The organism is Sphingomonas sp. KRR8 (assembly GCF_023559245.1).
Lineage (GTDB): Bacteria > Pseudomonadota > Alphaproteobacteria > Sphingomonadales > Sphingomonadaceae > Sphingomicrobium.
The window spans coordinates 2,287,039-2,306,625 of the sequence record NZ_CP097462.1 but is presented as its reverse complement, the minus strand read 5'-3'; the positions used below and the strand labels follow the sequence as shown (position 1 = coordinate 2,306,625).

Below are 19,587 nucleotides of genomic sequence, written 5' to 3'. Positions count from 1 at the left end.
AGAGGCGCTACTGGCACGCCAGGCACTCGTCATAATCGGTGGTGGCGAGTTCGTACTTGGGCGCTTCCGACGTGTTGTCGGCTTCGACCCCGCCAGCGAAACCGGCCCGCTGCACCGACTTGGAGCGGAGGTAGTAGAGCGACTTCACGCCCAGCTCCCACGCGCGGAAGTGGAGCATCATCAGGTCCCACTTGTCGACGTCGGCCGGGATGAACAGGTTCAGGCTGGTGGCCTGGTCGATGTAGGGCGTGCGGTCGGCGGCGAGTTCGAGCAGCCAGCGCTGGTCGATCTCGAAGCTGGTCTTGAAGGTGTCCTTTTCCTCCTCGCTGAGGAAGTCGAGGTGCTGGACCGAGCCGCCACGCTCGAGGATCGAGTTCCACACCGCGTCGGAGTTCTTGGCCTTCTCGGTCAGGAGCCGCTCCAGATACGGATTGCGGATCGAGAAGCTGCCCGACAGCGTCTTGTGGGTGTAGACGTTGGCCGGGATCGGCTCGATGCAGGCCGAGGTGCCGCCGCAGATGATGCTGATCGACGCGGTCGGCGCGATCGCCATCTTGCAGCTGAACCGCTCCATCACGCCCATGTCGGCGGCGTCCGGGCACGGCCCGCGCTCTTGCGCCAGCATCATCGAGGCCTCGTCGACCTGCGCGCGGATGTGCTTGAAGATCTTGAGGTTCCAGCTCTTCGCCATCGCCCCTTCGAACGGCAGATTGCGCGCCTGCAGGAAGGAGTGGAAGCCCATCACCCCAAGCCCGACCGACCGCTCCCGTTCCGCGCTATACTTGGCGCGGGCCATCTCGTCCGGCGCGCGGGCGATATAGTCGCTGAGCACGTTGTCGAGGAAGCGCATCACGTCCTCGACGAAGCTCTTCTCGCCCTTCCACTCGTCCCAGGTCTCGAGGTTCATCGACGACAGGCAGCAGACGGCCGTGCGGTCGGCGCCGAGGTGGTCACGGCCGGTCGGAAGCGTGATTTCCGAGCAGAGGTTGGACGTGGTGACCTTGAGCCCCAGGTCGCGGTGGTGCTTGGGCATGGCCCGGTTCACCGCGTCGATGAAGATGATGTAGGGCTCGCCGGTCGCAAGCCGGGTTTCGACCAGCTTCTGGAACAGCGAGCGGGCGTCCACCGTGGCGCGGGCCGACTGGTCCTTGGGGCTGCGCAGCGTGAATTCGGACCCGTCGCGGACGGCCTCCATGAACTCGTCGGTGATCAGCACGCCGTGATGGAGGTTCAGCGCCTTGCGGTTGAAGTCGCCGCTCGGCTTGCGGATCTCCAGGAACTCCTCGATCTCCGGGTGGGAAACGTCGAGGTAGCAGGCAGCCGAGCCGCGCCGCAGCGAGCCCTGGCTGATGGCGAGGGTCAGCGAATCCATCACCCGCACGAACGGGATGATGCCGCTGGTCTTCCCATTCAGGCCAACCGGCTCGCCGATGCCGCGCACACTGCCCCAATAGGTGCCGATGCCGCCGCCCTTGGAGGCGAGCCAGACATTCTCGTTCCAGGTGTTGACGATGCCTTCGAGGCTGTCGCTGACCGAGTTGAGATAACAGCTGATCGGCAGACCACGGCCGGTGCCGCCGTTGGACAGGACCGGGGTGGCCGGCATGAACCACAGCTTGGAGATGTAGTCGTAGATGCGCTGCGCATGGGCTGCGTCGTCGGCGTAGGCCGCGGCAACGCGGGCGAACAGGTCCTGGTAGGACTCGCCGGGCAGCAGATAGCGGTCCTTCAGCGTTTCCTTGCCGAATTCGGTCAGCAGCGCGTCGCGACTCGAATCGGTGGTGACGGGGAAGCGCCGTTCGGCGATCGAATGGCTCGAGCCCGCGGCCGCGCTGGCGGTGACATCATCGGTGCTGACGTTGCTGCCGGTCGAGAAATCCATCGCCTTCGTCCTCCAAGCGCGCGAGCCTCACAACGACTCGCGTGTTCCTGTTCTGTTCCATCGAGACATGCCAAAGGCCCGGCTCGATTCCAAGCGCGCCGGAGGGCTGAAAGCAGGGTTGGCCAGGACCTATCCCCGCTTTCCACAGGGCGCAGTTGTCCTCGCTGGAGATATAGTTATCCCCAGCACCAATCACAACCTCGTGTAGGTGCCCCCGCGGCGTCGCTACCAGATGTTGTGCTTGCATCCGGGTTCGGGCGCAAGCGGATTTGCGGTGGTTAACGAAATTTTGCGGTGGATCATGTGGCGGCAGGGACGCAGTGTCCGGCTCCGGGACGAATGCTTAGTCCGCAGCCTGCCCGCTGGCGGTCGCACGGCTGGTCGGACTGGCAGCATGAGGCGCGGACTTGCCGGTGAGACGCTCGAGCAAACGGCGCAGCGGTGCCTTGGCCCAGGGCTCGATGAACAAGACAAGGCGGGCGAGAATCGTGACCGCCACCAAGGCCAACAACGGTGCCAAGGGGCTTCCGACAGCCGGAGCCAGAGCCAGAGCCACGTCACGACCAACTTCGCTGTGCACGAGGTACAGCGGATAGGTCATCAGTCCCGCCGTACGAACAAGGTGCCGCCGTTCGCCGAGCAGCGCCTCAATCCGGCCGTTGCCGACGATGGCCAGCACGATGCCGATAAACGCCGCGCCGAAGATGAGCAGGGGCATGACAACCCCTACCTGAGTGCCGTTTTTGAGATCGACGGAGCGAGAATTGCTAACGATCTGCAGGAGCGCGGCAAGCAGGCTCAGCGCCAGCAAGGGCAGGTGCGAGCGGACCGACCTGTCCGCTGCAAAGGCCCACAGGATCATGCCAATCGCGAAATAGCAGCCGTAGGTAAGCAGGGTGAGATTGCCCCAACTCGACCCCTCCACTGCCTCGAAGAAAGGGCGCCAAGGCTTGCCAAGCAGGAAATCCAGTGTGCGGGCGAGCCAATAGCCGGAGCCGAGCAGCGCAATGACCGCCAGCAGCCGGGTGAGGTCGATTCGCAGTGCCAGGGCGCAACTGACGAGGAGGTAGAAGGAGATTTCGATTGGCAGCGTCCAGTAGGCGCCACTGATCCATGGGCCAGTTGGAGCGAGCAGAAGCGCCCGCCCATAAGCGGTAGCGGTCCCGCCGGCGATCAGCAGGGTAAGCGTCGCACAGATCCATGCCGTCGGATAAAGTCGCAGCGCGCGATTCTGGAGGAATTGGCCAGGGGACCGGCCATCGGCGGTAAAGGCGATTACGAAGCCAGACAGGACGAAGAATATCTGGACGCCAATCCACCCCGAGCCAACGAACTTGCCTGTAATGCCTGCCGCTGGATCAAGCGCGGCACCCACATCGTGCGCTGGCAGCCACCACCAGAAGCAGAGGTGATAGAATGCGACCAGCAGGGCCGCGCCCAGGCGGATGAGGTCAAGCCCGGGATAGTCACGCTTCATGGGTCATCAGCTAGGCCAAGCCCGCGCCGGCGCCAATGGCGAAGCCCCACGCTCGCCTTGGCTCGCTTGCCAAGAAAATCATCCGCGCTACGGTCGGGCCCGGGGTGCGTGTTGCCGGCTCGGCCGGATGTGAAGGTTGAGCATACGTTGGTAGAATACGCGACCTCTTCTGTCCCCTATTTCATGCAAGGCGACGGCGAGATGGCGGCGCGGATTCGCGCGCTCGACTGGTCGCGGACCGCGCTCGGCCCGGTCGAGCAGTGGCCGAGCGAATTGCGGACGATGCTCGGCCTTGTGCTGCAGTCGAGCGCGCCGATGGCGCTCTACTGGGGCCCAACCTTCAAGCTGCTCTATAACGACGCGTGGGCGCACATCCCGGCCGAGCGGCACCCGTGGGCGCTGGGCCGCCCGGGCCACGAGGTGTGGGACGACATCTGGGACGTGGTCGGGCCGCAGTTCGAAGGGGTGCGCGCGACCGGCGAGGGAGTGGTCGCGCTCGACCAGCTGCTGATGATGAAGCGGCGCGGCCGCCCGCGCGAGACCTGGTGGAATTACAGCCTGACTCCGATCAAGGGCCCCGACGGGTCGGTGCTGGGCATTCTCAACGAGGGGCTGGAGGTAACCGAGCGGGTCCAGCTCGAGCAGCGTCAGGACTTCCTGCTGCGCTTCAGCGACGCGCTGCGGGAACTGAGCGAACCACGCGATATCCTGCGCACGGCGCAGCGCATGCTGGGTGAGCAGTTGGGAGCCAATCGCGTCGGCTATGGCGAAACGGACCCGAGCGAGCGCTACTTCACGACGCTCGACAATTGGGTCGATGGCGTCGACCCGCAGCACGGCATTCACGACCTCAGCATGTACGGAGCAGCGGTGCACGCGCAGCTGAAACGCGGCGAGATGCAGGTCATCGAGGACATGGGCACCGACCCGCGAACAGCCCAACCGGGAGTGCGGGAAGCGTTCAAGGCGATCGACGTGGGCGCCTCGCTGACGTCATCGCTCGTTCGCGGTGGCCGCATGGTCGCCGCTTTGTATGTCCACACGCGCGAACCGCGTGCATGGTCGCCCGGCGACATCACGCTGGTCGAAGAAGTCGCGCAGCGCACCTGGGCGGAAATCGCCCGCGCCCGCGCCGAGGCCGAGGCTCATGCCAGCGAGGAACGCTACCGCCGCATCTTCGACCAGGCGAGCGACCTCATCGTGACCTCGGGGCTGGACCGGGTCATCACCAGCGCCAACCCGGCGGCCGCGGCCGCGCTGGGCCTCACCCAGGACCAGCTGATCGGCCGCAAGACCAGCGACTTCCTGGCGCCAGAATCGCGCGAGATCAGCGAATCCATGCTGGCCAAGAAGATTCGCGAGGGCGGAACCACCCGCTACGAGGTGCTCGCCTGCACCGCTCATGGCGAGGACCTCTACCTGGAGGTGAGTTCGGGCCTGGCCTCCGACGAAAAAGGCAATCCGATCGGAGTGCATCTGGTCGCCCGCGACATCACCGCCCGGAAGCGGTGGGAGAACCACCAGCGGCTGCTGGTCGGGGAGCTCAATCACCGGGTCAAGAACACGCTCTCGATCGTCCAGAGCCTGTCCCACCAGACCTTCCGGCCGGAGCAGCGACCCGAAGATTCGATCAAGGCTTTCGAAGGCCGGATCCAGGCACTCGCCGCCGCGCATAACCTCCTCACCCGGGAGAATTGGGAAGCGGCCAGCCTCAACGACCTTGTGGCCGAGGCGCTTCACCCATTCTGCTTGGGATCGCGCTGCAGCATCAGCGGCCCGCCGGTGCGCGTCCCGCCGCAGACAGCCGTGAGCCTGGCGCTTGCGCTTCACGAACTCGCCACCAACGCCAGCAAATATGGCGCGCTTCACAACGATGCGGGGATCGTGTCGGTCGCGTGGCGGCGAACGGGCGATCGCCTCTCGCTCGAGTGGCGCGAGGAAGGTGGCCCGAACGTCTCCGCGCCGCTGCGGCAGGGCTTCGGCACCCGCATGCTGAGCCGGGCGCTGGCCCGCGAGCTCGGCGGAACCGTCACCCTGACCTACGATCCCGGCGGTGTCCGCTGCCTGATCGAGGCGCCGCTGCCCTAGCGGCCGAGCGCCAGAGCGCGGCGGAAGGCCCGTTCTTCGGGTGCGGGCCATGATGTCCTGCCCTTGGGCGGATGCTCGGGCAGGCCGGTCGCAATGTAAGCAACCCCGGTCCTGCGCGCGGGGTCGATCCACAGCCCGGACCGGACACCGTAGGCATCCCCGGCATGGCCGGCGAATGGCCGCCCGGCGAGATCATCGTCGCAGCCCGGCCCGCGAGTCCCGATCAGTTGAACGCCGAGCCCATAGGCGCAGTACAGGCCTTGCTCGGTGTCGCCATTGCTCCCGTCGAAGCGCCAGGCAGGCGTGACCATCAGCGCGACGGTCTCCGGCCGAAGCAGGCGGACACCGCCGACCGCCCCTTGCCCCAGCAGCAGCTGGCCGATGATGGCCAGTCCACTCGCCGAGATCCTCAAGCCGCCCTGCGGCGCGAACAGTGCTCCATTGTCACCCGGCACCCAGGCGTTGAGATCGCAAGGTGCATCGGCCCGAACGAACACCGGACAGTCGGGCTGGTGGCCGTGGAGGTCATCGCGGATGACCTTGCCGTCCTGGGAGAGGACGATGGCGCGGGCGAGCGCCGCGTCCGGGCAGGTCGGCCAGTTGAAGCAGGCGTCGAGCTTGAGCGGCTGAAGCACCGCCCGACGCATATACCGATCGAACCGCTCCCCCGTCACTCGCTCGACCAGGCTGCCGACGACCACGAAGTTGAGGTTCGAATAAGTGAAGTACCCCGTTCCAGGCGGATGCGCGGAGTCCCAGCTAAGGGAATCGGCCAGCACATTGCCAAGGTGCTCGCCCAGCGGGATCGCATATTGATCGTCATGATCGCGCAGCCCGCTGGTGTGGCTGAGCAGCATGCGCAGGGTGAGGGGGTACCGTAGCGGCACGCCGAGCACCGGCGCGACATCGCCATCGAGCGAAAGACGCCCATCTTCCACCAGACGCATGACCCCGATGGTGGTGACCAGCTTGCTCAACGATGCGACCCGGGCCGGATCGCCGATGGTGACGGAGCGCCCGGTGGCGGGGTCGGCAATGCCTTCCGCGAGGCTGCCGCCAATGCCCTGCTCATCGAAGGCGACGGCCGTCAGGGTCTGCGGTCGCGGTCCCGCGGCCGCGCAGGCCGACAGCGCGAGAAGGAGCAGGATCGGCAGGACGCGGCGCATTGCCGGGCACGATGCCATGGCCATGAAAGCGCTGGCAAGGCACCCGACTTGAAGCGAGCGATGGCCGCACCTATACTGCGTCTGCGGACCGGGCCCCTCTGGCGCGACCTGCCCTTCCCTATGGGAACAAGGGCGCGTGATGTCGGACCGCATCGGAAGTGAACCGATGTGCGTGGCCCGGCGACCCCAGCCTCCCCTCACCGCGGTTCCTTTCGGGCGTGCGTCACGCATTGAGAGGAGTGCAACCGTGGAATTCCTGACCGCCGACTGGCTCGGCACCCCTATCTGGTTCTGGCTGAGCTTCCTTGGCCTGGTCGCGGCGCTCACCGCCTTCGACCTCGGCATCTTGCACCGTGAAGACAAGGAGATGGGCATCGCCGAAAGCCTCAGGCTATCGGCCTTCTACATCGGCATCGCCCTCGTCTTCGGGGCCTTCGTCTGGTGGCAGAAGGGGCCTGAAGACGGGCTTCAATATTACACCGGCTTCTTCATCGAGAAGGCGCTGTCGATCGACAACGTGTTCGTGATCAGCCTCATCTTCGGCACCTTCGCCATCCCTCCCCGTTATCAGTATCGCGCCTTGCTGTGGGGGATCATCGCGGTGATCCTGCTGCGCGGCCTGATGATCGCGGCCGGCGCAGCGGTCGTCGAGCAATGGCACTGGGTGCTCTACATCTTCGCCGGCTTCCTGGTGCTGACCGGGATCAAGATGCTGTTCGGTACGGACAAGCCGGCCGACATTGCGAGCAACCCGGTCGTGCGCTGGATCTCCACTCACATGCGGGTGACGAATGAACTGCACGATCAACACTTCTTCGTGCGGGTGCCCGACAACGCCACCGGCAAGCTGGTGTGGGCCATCACGCCCTTGTTCCTGGCGCTGGTGGTGATCAACCTCGCCGACCTGGTGTTCGCGGTCGACAGCGTGCCGGCGATCTTCGCCATCACCACCGACACCTTCATCGTCTACACCAGCAACATCATGGCGATCCTCGGCCTGCGCGCGCTCTACTTCGCGCTGGCGGCGATGGTGCACCGGTTCCACTATCTCAAATATGCGCTGGCGCTGGTGCTGGTGTTCATTGGCGGCAAGATCTTCGTTGCCGACTTCCTGCTGGACGGGGGCAAGTTCCCGCCGCTGCTCAGCCTGGGAGTGACCGCCGCGCTGATCGCCGGCGGTGTGCTCACTTCCTTGTGGAAGACGAGGGAAACGGCGGAGCCCGGCACCGCCGCCACCTGATCCGGACTATCCCCTGGCGGTGCACGCGCCGACGCGCTTGCCCGCCAGCTCGGTCCTGAGTTCATAGTCGCCCGGCCCATCGATGAAGGTGGTCGTGGTGGCGTTGCCCTTGAGCCCACCAGCGGTGGTGGAGCCGTCGACGTTGACCATGATCTTGCCGTTCACGCCGGCGCGCGTGCACGACAGCGTGACATTCACGACGCCGCCGCTGAAATAGGGGTTCTGCGCCGTGCACTGGTCGCCCGCTGCCGCGAACAGCGCCGGCTGGGGCGTGCCCTTCTCGTCGACGCACCCGTGCGTGGTTACGACATCGCCAACCTTCAGCTTGATGAGCGGCGTCTTGCCATCCGTCGAACGGATCGAGGTCACCTTGGCCTGCACCTCATAGTCACCAGCGGCGAGCTTGTCGGGCGCGGCGGCGGCCGGCTTGGCGGTGCTGGCGGGTTGGCCGCTGTCGCAAGCAGCAAGCGACAGCGTAAGACTGGCAAATAGCGCCGGCATGATGGCGATCCGGGTCAAGATGGTCTCCCCCATAGTCGAGCGGTTGCAGCTTAGTCGTGGTGTCCACCCGCGCAAGCCGCCCTGGATCGGAACGGAGGCGCAAGGAATTTACAACTACGCCACGGCACCATAGGCTCACCGGGCCGGAACAATCGCGCGGGGGCGCGGCCGGCTGCCAGGGGGACTATTACCGTGCGTGCACTTCGCTTTTTGCTGGTCGCGGCCAGCCCGCTACTCTTCACCGCCATGCCCGCGCAGGCGCAGAGCGCGTCTGGCGACATCGGCAGCTTCCTGCGCTCGAACGGCGGGACGCTGACCAGCGGAAGCACGGTCAACGGCGTGCTCCAGTCCGGCGACCTTTTGCGCAGCGACGGCACCTATGCCGACGGCTACCTCTACAACGGGCAGGCTGGGGAACAGCTGACGGTCACCTTGCGCTCTGACCAGTTCGACACCTGGGTGGTCGTCGACGATCCCAATTCGTCGTTCCGCGAAACCAATGATGATGGCGACGGCGGCACCAACTCACGGCTGACCGTGACGCTGCCGCGCACCGCCACCTACATCATCGTCGCCAATTCGCTGACCAAGGGCGCGACCGGCTCCTACTCACTGACGGTGCAGAGCAACCGCTCGGGTGCCGGCAATTCCGCCAGCAGCGGCGCTGCGGCGACCGGCGGCGGGGAGCTCTCCGCCATGTTCGCGCGCGGCGGCCTTCCGCGGATCGCGATCGGGCAGTCGGTCAACGGCCAGCTGACCAGCAGCGACTTCCTGCGCACTGACGGAACCTACGCCGACGGCTTCCTGTACAACGCCATGGCAGGCGAGAAGCTGAAGATCACGCTGCGCTCCAAGGAGTTCGACAGCTGGTTGGTGGTGGATGAACCCAACGGCCCGTTCCGCGAGACCAACGACGACGGCGGCGGCGACAACGACAGTCAGATGATCGTCACCATCCCGCGCTCCGGACCTTATCTGATCGTCGCCAACACCGTGTCTAAGGGCACGACGGGCGCCTACACGCTGAGCCTGTCTCGCCCCTGACAGCGGCTCTGCGACCGACGCAATAAAGAAAACCCGCGTCTGGTCGCCCAGACGCGGGTTTTCTGTTCCCGAGCAGGGAAGCTTAAGTGGCTTACGCCATCTGCTGCAGCATCGCCTGACGACGCGAGCGGCGCATGGCCATGCCCATCCCACCGAAGCCGAGCAGCATCAGTGCCCAGGTGCCCGGCTCGGGCACGGCGCCGGGCGCCAGGACCAGCCGCAGCTGCTTGAGGTCGTTGAAGCCAGCGCCGTCAGTCGTGCTGAACGACGCGCTGGTGAACACCTGACCGGGCGAGTTTCCGGTAATGTTGAAGATGTTCGAACCATTGGCGTTGGTGAGCGTGATCTGCGTCGCCACATCGAACGTGTCGATGAGGGTCACGATGAACGAGCGCGGAGAGCCGTTCTCGAGGTTGAACTCGGCGGCCGTGAAGCCGCCGGCCACGGTGAAGGTCAGCTGGGTCAGCAGCGGTCCGCTGTTCGGCGAGAAGCCGGCGCGGAACACGGTGGCGGCGCCCGGATTGGTATCGAGCAAGCCGTCGGTCGACGTGAACGTCACCAACGGGCCGCCAATGCCCACGGTGCCGGTGACGGACGCCGAACCGGTGTCCGGATAGGCGTTGAGATTGACGTTGGTGGTGCCGCTAAGGCAGCCAGCGCCATTGCTGCAGAGCGTGATCGCCGCCTGGGCCGGCGTCGCAACGGCTGCGATCCCCAAAGCAGCCGCAGAAATAGCGATAGACGTGAACTTGCGCATGACCGAGGTCCCCTTTGAGCCCGAAGGCAGGAAATCCCGCCGGATCGGCAATGGCCGAGTCGCTCCGGGATTAACAGGAGTCATAAACGATTCGTTAACCAATCCCAAGCGCAATCTGTGCCTAAGGTCGTGAAAAGGTGGGTTCTCTCCCATTCTGGCTCGCTTAAGCAGTCCAATTCGAAGCAACCTCCGGTTAACCAGATTTGGACGGAGCCTAGCGTGCGTGAGCCACGAGCACGACGACTGATCATTGAGGCATGGATGCTCGCCGCCTTCCCTATCTCGAATCAGTAGCTAGGCAAAACCAAAGTCGCCGCAATCCATCGGACCGAGTATTACTGTACCATAACGAAACACTACGCTTTCTAGACCCTTGGACTCCGGGCTGAATCCCTAAAACTGGCTGCGATCCGCCAATCTCTTTACGAGGCTGGGTGTTTTCGTTAATATTGTGTTTACGCCCAATCCGACTCGGCAGTTAATGGTTGTGGCTTACACAAGGGGATTAAAGATGCTGAAACTCGCGACCACCGCGGCCGCCTTTGCCGCTCTTGCAATGGCTGCGCCGGCGACCGCCGCCGTCACCCTCACCACGACGCCCGGCACCAACCCCTATTCGGGGCCGACTCCGACCTACAACCTGGACAGCGGTCGCCCCGCCGCCTTCACCGGCGGCTCGATCGTGAGCGGCTCCATCCCTGGCCAGAATGCTCAGCCGTATGGCAGCACCGGCGGTTACTGGTCGGTGGGCCCGACCGATGGCACTCCCGGCGTCCTCAGCCTCGCCGGTGTTGCGGCGGTCGGCTCGATCAGCTTCATCTGGGGCTCGGTCGACTCGTATAACACGCTGGAATTGCTCGGCGCGGCGAACAACGTTCTTTACACCTTCACGGGATCGAACGTGTTCAATCCGGCCAACGGCAACCAGACCGATCCGAACACCAATCCGCTGGTCACCCTGACCTTCACCGGTGGTGACCAGACCGCCGTCCGCTCGCTGCGCTTCAGCTCCACTCAGAACGCGTTCGAGACGGACAACTTCCGCATCAACGCGGTGCCGGAGCCGGCGACCTGGGCGCTGATGCTGGTCGGTTTCGGTGCGGTCGGCTTCTCGATGCGCCGCGGTCGCCGCGCCGCTCCGCGCCTGACTGCGCTGGCGTAAGCTCAATTCTTCCAACTGCTCCCATGGGTTGGAACACGGTGGGCGGGCCTTCGGGTCCGCCCATTGTCGTTTGGCGCTCCTGAGTTGCGGCTGCGCTGAATTGCGGCGGGCGGGCGCAATCCCCATATTCGGCCCATGAACATCCAGATTCGCACCAGCCTGGCCGAACCGGAGACCGGCGAGGACTTCGTCCCGCATCGCCCGCAACGCCCCGAAAAGGCCGAGGGCGGCCGGCCGTTCAAGCTGACCAGCGAATATGAGCCCGCCGGCGACCAGCCGACGGCGATCGCCGAGCTGGTCGCGGGCATCCGCGACGAGGGGGAGAAGAACCAGGTCCTGCTCGGCGTCACCGGCTCGGGCAAGACCTACACCATGGCGCAGATCATCCAGCACACCCAGCGCCCGGCGCTGATCCTCGCCCCCAACAAGATCCTCGCCGCCCAGCTCTACGGCGAGTTCAAGAGCTTCTTCCCGGAAAACGCCGTCGAATATTTCGTCAGCTACTACGATTACTACCAGCCCGAGGCCTACGTCCCCCGCACCGACACCTACATTGAGAAAGAAAGCTCGGTGAACGAGGCGATCGACCGGATGCGCCACTCGGCCACCCGCTCGCTGCTGGAGCGCGACGACGTGATCATCGTCGCCTCGGTCTCCTGCCTCTACGGCATCGGCTCGGTCGAGACCTATTCCGCGATGGTCTTCTCGATGCAGAAGGGCGCGCACGTCGATCAGCGCGAGATCATCCGCAAGCTCGTCGCGCTCCAGTACAAGCGCAACGACCAGGCGTTCGCGCGCGGCAACTTCCGCGTCCGCGGCGACAGCCTTGAAATCTTCCCCTCGCACTATGAGGACACCGCCTGGCGTGTCAGCTTCTTCGGCGACGAGATCGAAGACATCGTCGAATTCGATCCCCTCACCGGCAAGAAGATCGCCTCGCTGGCCAGCGTCAAGGTCTACGCCAACTCGCACTATGTGACGCCCGGGCCGACGCTGAATCAGGCGATGGGCGCGATCCGCCATGAGCTGGAGGAGCGCCTCAAGGAGCTGGTCGCCGAGGGCCGGCTGCTGGAAGCGCAGCGGCTGGAGCAGCGCACCAACTTCGACCTCGAGATGATCGCCGCCACCGGCAGCTGCGCCGGGATCGAGAATTACAGCCGCTTCCTGACCGGCCGCCTGCCCGGTGAGCCGCCGCCGACCCTGTTCGAATATCTGCCCGACAACGCCTTGCTGTTCGTCGACGAAAGCCACCAGACCGTGCCGCAGATCGGCGCCATGGCGCGCGGCGACCACCGGCGGAAGATTACGCTGGCCGAGCATGGCTTCCGCCTGCCGAGCTGCATCGACAACCGGCCGCTGCGCTTCACCGAGTGGGAGGCGATGCGGCCGCAGTCCGTGTTCGTCTCGGCGACTCCGGGTCCGTGGGAGATGAACGAAACGGGCGGCGTCTTCTCCGAGCAGGTGATCCGCCCCACCGGCCTCATCGACCCGCCGGTCGAGATCAAGCCGATCGAGGACCAGGTCGACGACCTCATCAACGAAGCGAAGAAGACTGCCAAGGCCGGTTACCGAACCCTGGTCACCACGCTGACCAAGCGCATGGCCGAAGACCTCACCGAATATCTCCACGAGGCCGGCCTCAAGGTCCGCTACATGCACTCCGACGTCGAGACGCTGGAGCGCATCGAGCTGATCCGCGACCTGCGCCTCGGCGTCTATGACGTGCTGGTCGGAATCAACCTGCTGCGCGAAGGCCTCGACATTCCCGAATGCGGGCTGGTCGCGATCCTCGACGCCGACAAGGAAGGTTTCCTGCGCTCCGAAACCTCGCTGATCCAGACCATCGGCCGCGCCGCGCGCAACGTCGATGGCCGGGTCATCCTCTACGCCGACACCGTCACCGGCAGCATGGAGCGGGCGCTGGCGGAGACCAGCCGCCGGCGCGAGCGGCAGAGTGCCTACAATCTCGAACACGGGATCACGCCCGAGAGCATCAAGCGCAACATCAGCGACATCATCGCCCACGTCACCACACGCGATGGCGTGGTGGTCGACACCGGCGACGATGAGATGCCGCACCTCGTCGGGCACAATTTGCGCGCCTACATTGGCGACCTCGAAAGCCGGATGCGCAAGGCCGCTGCGGACCTCGAGTTCGAGGAAGCCGCACGGCTCCGCGACGAGATCCGCAAGCTCGAGGAGGACGAACTCGGCATCCCCGACCAGCAGCGCGCCGCTCCGCGGGTCGGCCACTCGACCGAGGGCAAGCCCGGCACCCGCAAGACCCGCTATGGCAAGCAGCAGCAGGTCAGGATGAACAAGCGCGCGCGGCGGTAGGCGACCGCGTTACCGCTCCATTGGCCTCATTCTTCGCGAGCGAGCCGAACCCCGCCGCGCGCGAGCAGTTACCTCCTCATGAGCAGTATCACCCTGATGGGCGTGGAGGAGCTGGCGTCGGGCGAGGCCGACGACCTGTTCCTCCAGACCGACCGCGGCCCGATCCGGGCGCGTTTCCATGATTCCGGCGACGGCGACGGCGACGCCGCCGTGCTGTGGGTGTTCGGTTCCGGCGGCGGCCTGGGCGGGCCGGCGGGCGGACTTTATCCGCGCCTCGCCGAGCGGCTGCTCGAGCAGGACATTGCCAGCGTGGAGCTCGCCTATCGCAAGCCCGGCGAACTGCTCGAATGCCTGATGGACGTGCTGGTCGGGATCGCCTGGCTTGCCGGGCAGGAGCGCAAGCGCGTCATCCTTGTCGGCCACAGCTTTGGCGGCGCGGTCGTGCTGAACGCCGCCAAGGTCGCCGCCAACCACGTCATCGGCGTCGCGGCGCTGAGCAGCCAGAGCGCCGGGATCGATGGCTTGGCCGATCTCTCCCCCATGCCATTGCTGTTCGTGCACGGCGAGGAAGACGAGGTGCTGCCGGCCAGTTGCTCGCGGCAGCTGTATGAGCAGGCCGACCAGCCCAAGCGGCTGATCCACTACCCGCATTGCCTCCATGGCCTCGACGAATGTCGCGACGCGCTGGACCGGGATCTTCTGCAATGGATCACGGATACGGTGCGTGGGTCAGGCCCGTTCCTCCGCGAGTGAACGGACGCTAGGGACAAACGGCACAACATGATTGCCGGAGTCCCGCATGTCCCTCACGCGCTTCCTCATACCCACGCTCAGCAATCAGCTGACCGCCATGCTCGCCTGGCTGGACAAGGCGGAAGCTTGGGGCGCAACCAACGGCAAGAGCGTGGACGATCTGCTCGGCCTGCGGCTTGCGCCGGACATGTGGCCACTCGCGGCGCAACTCAAGATCGCGGCATTTCAGGCGATGGAGCCCGTTTACCGGCTGCGCGGCGAGCCGGTGCCGGACTCGGTAATCGCGGTGCGAATGGAGGGAAGCAGTGCTGGCGAGCAGCCGGGCACGCTGGAGCAGGGAAGAGCCCGGCTGCGCGAGGCACTGGACCTTTTGAACACGGTCGGACCGGATGAATTCGACCGCGAGCCGGACGCGCCGCTCGCCCACGACCTGCCGATGGGCATCGTGTTCGACATGACCCGCGAAACCTACGCACGTGACTGGGCGCTCCCGCAGGTCGTGTTTCACCAGTGCATGACCTACGCGCTGCTTCGCCACGCCGGCGTCCCGCTGGGCAAGATCGACTATGCGCCGCACCTGTTTCCCTACATCCGGCCCGGAACCATGCCGGGCATGTGAGCCGGTCGGCTTCATCATTTTCTTACCCGCTGATGCGACAAGGTCGGCATGCGCGCGTCCTTGATCCTGTCAGCCGCCGTCGTGGCCGGCGTTGCAATGGGTGCAGGCTTGAACCTGTATGAGGGCGGGCGGTCCGAACCGGTCCTTCCTAAGCCCATCGTCGGCAAGGGTCCGCGTTTCCTGGTTCCGGCCGCGCCCGCCGAACCGACCGACCCAACCGGCGGCTGGCTGGTCGCCGATCGCGATGATCTACCAGAAGCGCCGGCCACTCCCTCCGAAGCGCGCCGCGTGACCTCTCCCGACGCTGGCGACGGCGGTGTCTTCTACCCCGGCTGCAATGCGGTGCGAGCCGCTGGCAAGGCGCCCCTCCATCGTGGCGAGCCGGGCTACCGCGCGGGCATGGACGGTGACGGCGACGGGATCGCCTGCGAGCCCATTAGGTGATCCACCCCGCCCGTGCTAAATAGCAACTATCGCATGGATCGGACTTCGTAAGCCCGTGCGACTGAGAGACGCTTAGCTAGTGCTCCCGCTTACCGGCAAGGAGCTGCGCCGTGGACCTCAACTATCTTTATCATCGCCGGGGAGTTTCGCTGGCAAGGGCCCGTACCGCCGCGTCCGAACCGGCGCGTCGCGCGCATCTTGAGCTCTATCGCGCCTATGGGCTGCGGATCGTGGAGGCTCGGGCATGAGCCGGGCGTTGTTCGTCAACCTGAGCGAAGATCAGGTCATCGCCAAATGCGCGGCCGAGCAGGTCGGCATCTCCGCGCTGGAGAAGCTGCCCGATGGCGGCGTACGAGTGGTCTGCATGAGCAGCGATGGCGCCGCGACCATGACCCGCAAGTTCAAGAGCAGCCTGATCTCAGGCACGACCCGTCGGGAGCCGTTTAGGCCGGCTTACTCGCGCGCCTGATCCGTCCGACGCCTAATAACGTTCCCGCCAGACGATCTCGTAATCGCTCAAGGACCAGCCGGCCCACCGGCTGAATGCCATCAGGACCACGAACAGGGCGAGGGTGACGGCAGTGATGCCGATGACCATCGCCCAGGCCTCCCGCTCGCGCAGCTCGGCCCGGGTGATGGTCTTCCCCTTGCCTTTCGGCGGCGGGTCGCGGCGGATGCGGGACACCCGCACTGCCCCGCTGGCGGCGAGGTCCACGGCTTTCTTGGTGGTCGGCAAGGGGGCGGCCATGCATCTCCCCTAGCGAGCAGCCCTTACCTTCCGGTTAGCGAATCGGCGCTGACCGATCTTTTCACCCATGCCTGGTCGGTCGCTTCGCACACCATCAGGTCCGGATAAGGCCGGCACAGCAGTCGCGCCCGATCGGGCGCGCCGTCCAGCCAGTCGGCCCAATCATCCTGCCTGAGGATCACGGGCATCCGGTCGTGAATGTGGGCGACGTGCTGGCACGCTTCGGTCATCACCATCGTGTAGGCGCGGCCCCATTCGGGCGTGTCGCGCCACAGCCCGGCGATGGCGAACACGTCCTGGCCGGGAAGGCTGAACCAGGTGCGGGTCTTCGCGCCTTGCTCCCCCTCAGCCTCGGCGAAGGCGCTGACCGGTATCAGGCAGCGTCGCTCGGCGAAGCTGTAGCGCCACATGAAATTATCGAGCTTGTCGGCCCGGGCATTGTTGACCGGCCGGGGTTTCAATGGCTGTCCGTTCTTGCCCTTGAGCACCAGTGGAAAGCCCCAGGTCATGGACGTCAGTTCACCGGCCGCGATCACCAGCCCGGGCTGAGCCGGGTAAACCTCGCCCCCGCCCGCATTGCCGACCTGCCCGACGGTGACGCCGAACAGCTGCGCCACTTCGGCATTGGGCTTGGTCAGGCGATAGAGGTTGCACATGCCGCGTGAACTTGGCCCCGCCGCGCCATCGAGTCGAGCCTAGCGCGCGTCGGACGCGGCGAGGTTGAAGCGCGCGACCAGGAAGCGCCGTGCCGCCTCATATTCCTGAACAGTGACTCGCCCGTCGTGATTGGTGTCCGCCAGCCGCTTCAGCTCGCCCACCGCCGATTGCGCCTCGAACAGCGTCAGCCAGCCATCGTGGTTGGCGTCGAAGCGAGCCAATGCCCAGGCATTGAGGGCAGGGTCCCGGTCGAACAGCGCGCTCGCGTCCGGGTTGATGTCCCCAGCAGCGGCAGCGGCGGCGAGAAGCAGGATCAGCGGCATCGTGCCGGAGTGAACGCACAAGCTCTCGGTTGGTGGCAGGTCTCAGGCGGCGGCGGTCAGGGCCGTTCGAACCGCCTCGTCCAGCGCCTCCGCGCGAAACGGCTTGGAGAGCAGCGCCGCGCCCGGTGCAGCGCGCTTGATCGCCTCCGTCTCGCTGTAGCCCGAGACGAACAGCAGTGGCTGCTGCGGGCGGATCCGGCGGATCTCGGCGGCAACGTCGGCCCCCGTAAGCCCCGGCATGATGTAGTCGAGAATGACGACGTCGGCCTGCTCGGCAAGATATTGCCTCAGACCTTCGCGTCCGTCCTGGGCTGACCGCACCCGGTAGCCGAGATCCTCCAGCGTTGCGGTCACGAATTCCCGCACGTCCGGATCGTCGTCCACCACCAGTACCGAGGCGTCCACCTTCGCCCCCTGGTGTCCGGTCTCGGCGCTGCTCTCGCCGAGCGGTTCGGCCGCCGCTTCGGTGCTTCGGAAGTAAAGCTGCACCGTCGTGCCCTCGCCCGCCTGGCTGACGATCCGGGCCGTTCCACCCGACTGCCGCGCCACGCCATAGACCATCGACAGGCCGAGCCCGGTGCCCTTGCCGACCTCCTTGGTGGTGAAGAATGGCTCGAACGCCCGCTCCGCCACGTCGGCGGGCATGCCTTCACCCGTATCGGTGATACTGAACTCGACATATTGGCCGGGTGCAAGCTCCGGGTCGTCGTTTCCGATGGCCATCTTCCGTGTGCGGAACAGCAGTCGGCCGCCATTGGGCATCGCATCCCGGGCGTTGATGGCGAGATTGAGGATGGCGAGCTCGAGCTGCGTTGGATCAGCCAGCACCGGGATGGGGCTCTGGTCGAGTTCGAACTCCTTGGTGATTCCCGGGCCGAGCACGTTGCGCAGCAGTGGCCGCATATGCTCGATCAAGGGCCCCACCAGCGTCGGGCGCACCTCGAGCCGCTGAACCCGGCTGAAGGCCAGCAGCTGCGCGGTGAGGCGAGCGCCGCGCTCCGCCGCTTCCAGCGCATTTTTGGCGTAGCGCTGGAGCTTGGGATCGCTCTCGCGCTTGGCGATCATGTCGAGGCCGCCGACCACCACCGTCAGCAGATTGTTGAAATCGTGGGCAATGCCGCCGGTCAGCTGGCCCAGCGCCTCCATCTTCTGGCTTTGGCGAAGCTGCTCCTGGGTGCCGCGAAGCTCGGTGATGTCGCGCGCTTCGAACAGGATGTAGGCGATCGCGCCGCTGCTGTCGCGCACCGGTCGGAACGAAAAGTCGAGCGTGAACTTCTTCCCGTTCGGCCTGATCAGGACGCGCTCTCCCTCGCGCGCCACGCCTCTCGCCGCCGCTGCGATTGCGTCCCGCAGGAAGTCGCCCTGGTCCGGCCAGAGCTTGGCGGTCGGGGCTTCCCACAACTTCAGCCCGACCACACGATCAAGGTCCGAAGCGCGCCATTCGAACTCCGTCCGATTGGCGTGCAGGATGCTGCCGTCCGGCGCCATCAGGACGATCAGTTCCTGGACACTGTTGAAGATGGCGCGAAGCCGCTCCTCGCTTTCGACCACTTCGGCGGTGCGCTCGGCAACCAGCGCCTTGAGCTGCTCCTCGCCTTGCTTTGCGAGCGTGATGTCGAAGGCGGCGCCGATGAAGCCAAGCAGCTCGCCGTCGGGGCCAAAGCGCGGCCGTGACACGCTGCGTAGCCACCGCCAAGCACCATCATGGCGCTTGTACCGCGCTTCAAGCGTGAAGGGTTGCAGGCTGGCCTCGCCGGCGATGCTTTCTGCGACCAGTCGCTCCCAATCGTCGGCATGAATGAAGTCGCGCCATTCGTGTGTGTTGACTTCGGCGCGCGTCAGCCCGGTGAACTCGAGATAGGCGTCGTTCACGAACTCGCGCTTCTGGTCGCGCCTCGTAACCCACATCATCACCGGCGCGCTGTCGGCGATCCGGCGGAAGCGGGCCTCGGACTCGCGCAGGGCACGCTCGGCGACCCGCTGCTCGGTCACGTCCTGAATGATCATCACGATCGAGCGGACCGTGCCGTCGGCCCGCGCCTGCGGAATATATTCGGTCTGCAGCGCGAGCGGTCCGCGGGAGGGATGCTCGATGTCGGCGGCGAACCACTGGCGCTCACCCGCCAGGGCCGCCTCGATCATGGGGCGACGCGCCTCATAGGCTTCTTTCCACAGCACGTCCGCGATCCGGCGGCCGAGGATCTCGCTGCGCTTTCGTTCGAAGAATTCGGCGAATGCGCGATTGCAGAATAGGTAACGCTGCTCACGGTCGACCGTGCAGATCGGCATCGGCAGCGCGTCGGCGATGCCGAGCACCTGCGTGAAGTCGACGCCCGTGAGCGGGAAGATCGGTCGCACGGAGGGGTCGGACGCCTGGTCGGCCATGGCG

General features: G+C 65.7%; 19 protein-coding genes. 10 read left to right on the top strand and 9 right to left on the bottom strand.

The features are described from left to right. Positions 1 to 7: 7 nt before the first annotated feature. Together M8312_RS11650 and M8312_RS11645 are read right to left on the bottom strand one after the other, a co-directional pair. Positions 8 to 1,882, bottom strand: coding sequence for a ribonucleoside-diphosphate reductase subunit alpha (locus M8312_RS11650; RefSeq protein WP_250117857.1), 1,875 nt, complete (start codon positions 1,880 to 1,882; stop codon positions 8 to 10). A gap of 343 nt (positions 1,883 to 2,225) precedes the next feature. Beyond that, the gene (locus M8312_RS11645; RefSeq protein WP_250117856.1) at positions 2,226 to 3,359 is read right to left on the bottom strand and encodes an acyltransferase family protein; all 1,134 of its coding nucleotides are present in this window, start codon (positions 3,357 to 3,359) and stop codon (positions 2,226 to 2,228) included. A 183-nt stretch (positions 3,360 to 3,542) separates the two neighbouring features. Here M8312_RS11645 and M8312_RS11640 point away from each other — a divergent pair, with 183 nt between their 5' ends. Then, positions 3,543 to 5,447 carry a PAS domain-containing HWE histidine kinase family protein gene (locus tag M8312_RS11640; RefSeq protein WP_250117855.1) on the top strand — a complete coding sequence of 635 codons (1,905 nt, stop codon included), beginning with the start codon at positions 3,543 to 3,545 and terminating at the stop codon, positions 5,445 to 5,447. Here the strand turns inward: M8312_RS11640 and M8312_RS11635 are convergent. Next, positions 5,444 to 6,613 (bottom strand): serine hydrolase domain-containing protein, encoded by a 1,170-nt coding sequence (locus M8312_RS11635; RefSeq protein ID WP_250117854.1) that lies wholly within the window; start codon positions 6,611 to 6,613, stop codon positions 5,444 to 5,446. The two genes, M8312_RS11640 and M8312_RS11635, sit on opposite strands and share 4 nt — an antisense overlap. Positions 6,614 to 6,860: 247 nt before the next feature. Between M8312_RS11635 and M8312_RS11630 the strand changes: the two genes are divergently transcribed. Further along, positions 6,861 to 7,853, top strand: a complete 993-nt coding sequence (locus tag M8312_RS11630) for a TerC family protein (protein ID WP_250117853.1) — start codon at positions 6,861 to 6,863, stop codon at positions 7,851 to 7,853. Between the two features lie 6 nt (positions 7,854 to 7,859). On the opposite strand, the gene M8312_RS11625 is transcribed toward M8312_RS11630, so the two are convergent. After that, on the bottom strand, positions 7,860 to 8,372 hold the full coding sequence (locus M8312_RS11625; RefSeq protein WP_250117852.1) for a DUF3617 domain-containing protein: 513 nt from the start codon (positions 8,370 to 8,372) through the stop codon (positions 7,860 to 7,862). Positions 8,373 to 8,546: 174 nt separating this feature from the next. Between M8312_RS11625 and M8312_RS11620 the strand changes: the two genes are divergently transcribed. After that, a complete protein-coding gene (locus M8312_RS11620) occupies positions 8,547 to 9,398 on the top strand; it encodes a hypothetical protein (RefSeq protein ID WP_250117851.1) in 852 nt (283 codons plus the stop codon). Between the two features lie 91 nt (positions 9,399 to 9,489). Here M8312_RS11620 and M8312_RS11615 read toward each other — a convergent pair whose 3' ends face one another. After that, a complete protein-coding gene (locus M8312_RS11615; RefSeq protein ID WP_250117850.1) occupies positions 9,490 to 10,155 on the bottom strand; it encodes a PEPxxWA-CTERM sorting domain-containing protein in 666 nt (221 codons plus the stop codon). 511 nt (positions 10,156 to 10,666) lie between these two features. On the opposite strand from M8312_RS11615, the gene M8312_RS11610 reads away from it, so the two are divergent. The 7 genes from M8312_RS11610 to M8312_RS11580 all read left to right on the top strand — a co-directional run bounded on the left by M8312_RS11610 (position 10,667) and on the right by M8312_RS11580 (position 15,939). Then, positions 10,667 to 11,317 carry an Npun_F0296 family exosortase-dependent surface protein gene (locus M8312_RS11610; protein ID WP_250117849.1) on the top strand — a complete coding sequence of 217 codons (651 nt, stop codon included), beginning with the start codon at positions 10,667 to 10,669 and terminating at the stop codon, positions 11,315 to 11,317. Positions 11,318 to 11,452: 135 nt separating this feature from the next. Next, the gene (gene uvrB / locus M8312_RS11605) at positions 11,453 to 13,654 is read left to right on the top strand and encodes an excinuclease ABC subunit UvrB (protein WP_250117848.1); all 2,202 of its coding nucleotides are present in this window, start codon (positions 11,453 to 11,455) and stop codon (positions 13,652 to 13,654) included. Positions 13,655 to 13,732: 78 nt separating this feature from the next. Then, the gene (locus M8312_RS11600; RefSeq protein WP_250117847.1) at positions 13,733 to 14,407 is read left to right on the top strand and encodes an alpha/beta hydrolase; all 675 of its coding nucleotides are present in this window, start codon (positions 13,733 to 13,735) and stop codon (positions 14,405 to 14,407) included. A 46-nt stretch (positions 14,408 to 14,453) separates the two neighbouring features. Next, positions 14,454 to 15,026, top strand: a complete 573-nt coding sequence (locus M8312_RS11595; protein ID WP_250117846.1) for a DUF1993 domain-containing protein — start codon at positions 14,454 to 14,456, stop codon at positions 15,024 to 15,026. A 60-nt stretch (positions 15,027 to 15,086) separates the two neighbouring features. Then, positions 15,087 to 15,470, top strand: a complete 384-nt coding sequence (locus tag M8312_RS11590; protein ID WP_250117845.1) for an excalibur calcium-binding domain-containing protein — start codon at positions 15,087 to 15,089, stop codon at positions 15,468 to 15,470. Between the two features lie 110 nt (positions 15,471 to 15,580). Further along, complete coding sequence (locus M8312_RS11585; RefSeq protein ID WP_250117844.1) at positions 15,581 to 15,718, top strand: hypothetical protein; 138 nt, start codon at positions 15,581 to 15,583, stop codon at positions 15,716 to 15,718. Next, on the top strand, positions 15,715 to 15,939 hold the full coding sequence (locus tag M8312_RS11580) for a hypothetical protein (RefSeq protein ID WP_250117843.1): 225 nt from the start codon (positions 15,715 to 15,717) through the stop codon (positions 15,937 to 15,939). Before M8312_RS11585 ends, M8312_RS11580 begins: the two co-directional genes overlap by 4 nt. A gap of 12 nt (positions 15,940 to 15,951) precedes the next feature. Here the strand turns inward: M8312_RS11580 and M8312_RS11575 are convergent, their stop codons facing one another. From M8312_RS11575 to M8312_RS11560, 4 genes are read right to left on the bottom strand one after another with little or no spacing between them, the layout of a single operon-like run. Then, positions 15,952 to 16,218, bottom strand: coding sequence for a hypothetical protein (locus M8312_RS11575; RefSeq protein ID WP_250117842.1), 267 nt, complete (start codon positions 16,216 to 16,218; stop codon positions 15,952 to 15,954). A gap of 23 nt (positions 16,219 to 16,241) precedes the next feature. After that, positions 16,242 to 16,874 carry an SOS response-associated peptidase gene (locus M8312_RS11570; protein ID WP_250117841.1) on the bottom strand — a complete coding sequence of 211 codons (633 nt, stop codon included), beginning with the start codon at positions 16,872 to 16,874 and terminating at the stop codon, positions 16,242 to 16,244. 39 nt (positions 16,875 to 16,913) lie between these two features. Next, the gene (locus M8312_RS11565) at positions 16,914 to 17,198 is read right to left on the bottom strand and encodes an EF-hand domain-containing protein (protein ID WP_250117840.1); all 285 of its coding nucleotides are present in this window, start codon (positions 17,196 to 17,198) and stop codon (positions 16,914 to 16,916) included. Positions 17,199 to 17,240: 42 nt separating this feature from the next. Beyond that, entirely contained in the window at positions 17,241 to 19,583 is a 2,343-nt protein-coding gene (locus tag M8312_RS11560; RefSeq protein WP_250117839.1) for a hybrid sensor histidine kinase/response regulator, read from the bottom strand. Between the last annotated feature and the right edge of the window lie 4 nt (positions 19,584 to 19,587).

What these genes read in the sequence shown, in the direction of transcription:
- M8312_RS11650 (WP_250117857.1), bottom strand. Translation starts at nt 1,882, where the DNA reads ATGGATTTCTCGACCGGCAGCAACGTCAGCACCGATGATGTCACCGCC.
- M8312_RS11645 (WP_250117856.1), bottom strand. Translation starts at nt 3,359, where the DNA reads ATGAAGCGTGACTATCCCGGGCTTGACCTCATCCGCCTGGGCGCGGCC.
- M8312_RS11640 (WP_250117855.1), top strand. Translation starts at nt 3,543, where the DNA reads ATGCAAGGCGACGGCGAGATGGCGGCGCGGATTCGCGCGCTCGACTGG.
- M8312_RS11635 (WP_250117854.1), bottom strand. Translation starts at nt 6,613, where the DNA reads ATGCGCCGCGTCCTGCCGATCCTGCTCCTTCTCGCGCTGTCGGCCTGC.
- M8312_RS11615 (WP_250117850.1), bottom strand. Translation starts at nt 10,155, where the DNA reads ATGCGCAAGTTCACGTCTATCGCTATTTCTGCGGCTGCTTTGGGGATC.
- M8312_RS11610 (WP_250117849.1), top strand. Translation starts at nt 10,667, where the DNA reads ATGCTGAAACTCGCGACCACCGCGGCCGCCTTTGCCGCTCTTGCAATG.
- uvrB (WP_250117848.1), top strand. Translation starts at nt 11,453, where the DNA reads ATGAACATCCAGATTCGCACCAGCCTGGCCGAACCGGAGACCGGCGAG.
- M8312_RS11600 (WP_250117847.1), top strand. Translation starts at nt 13,733, where the DNA reads ATGAGCAGTATCACCCTGATGGGCGTGGAGGAGCTGGCGTCGGGCGAG.
- M8312_RS11595 (WP_250117846.1), top strand. Translation starts at nt 14,454, where the DNA reads ATGTCCCTCACGCGCTTCCTCATACCCACGCTCAGCAATCAGCTGACC.
- M8312_RS11580 (WP_250117843.1), top strand. Translation starts at nt 15,715, where the DNA reads ATGAGCCGGGCGTTGTTCGTCAACCTGAGCGAAGATCAGGTCATCGCC.
- M8312_RS11575 (WP_250117842.1), bottom strand. Translation starts at nt 16,218, where the DNA reads ATGGCCGCCCCCTTGCCGACCACCAAGAAAGCCGTGGACCTCGCCGCC.
- M8312_RS11570 (WP_250117841.1), bottom strand. Translation starts at nt 16,874, where the DNA reads ATGTGCAACCTCTATCGCCTGACCAAGCCCAATGCCGAAGTGGCGCAG.
- M8312_RS11565 (WP_250117840.1), bottom strand. Translation starts at nt 17,198, where the DNA reads ATGCCGCTGATCCTGCTTCTCGCCGCCGCTGCCGCTGCTGGGGACATC.
- M8312_RS11560 (WP_250117839.1), bottom strand. Translation starts at nt 19,583, where the DNA reads ATGGCCGACCAGGCGTCCGACCCCTCCGTGCGACCGATCTTCCCGCTC.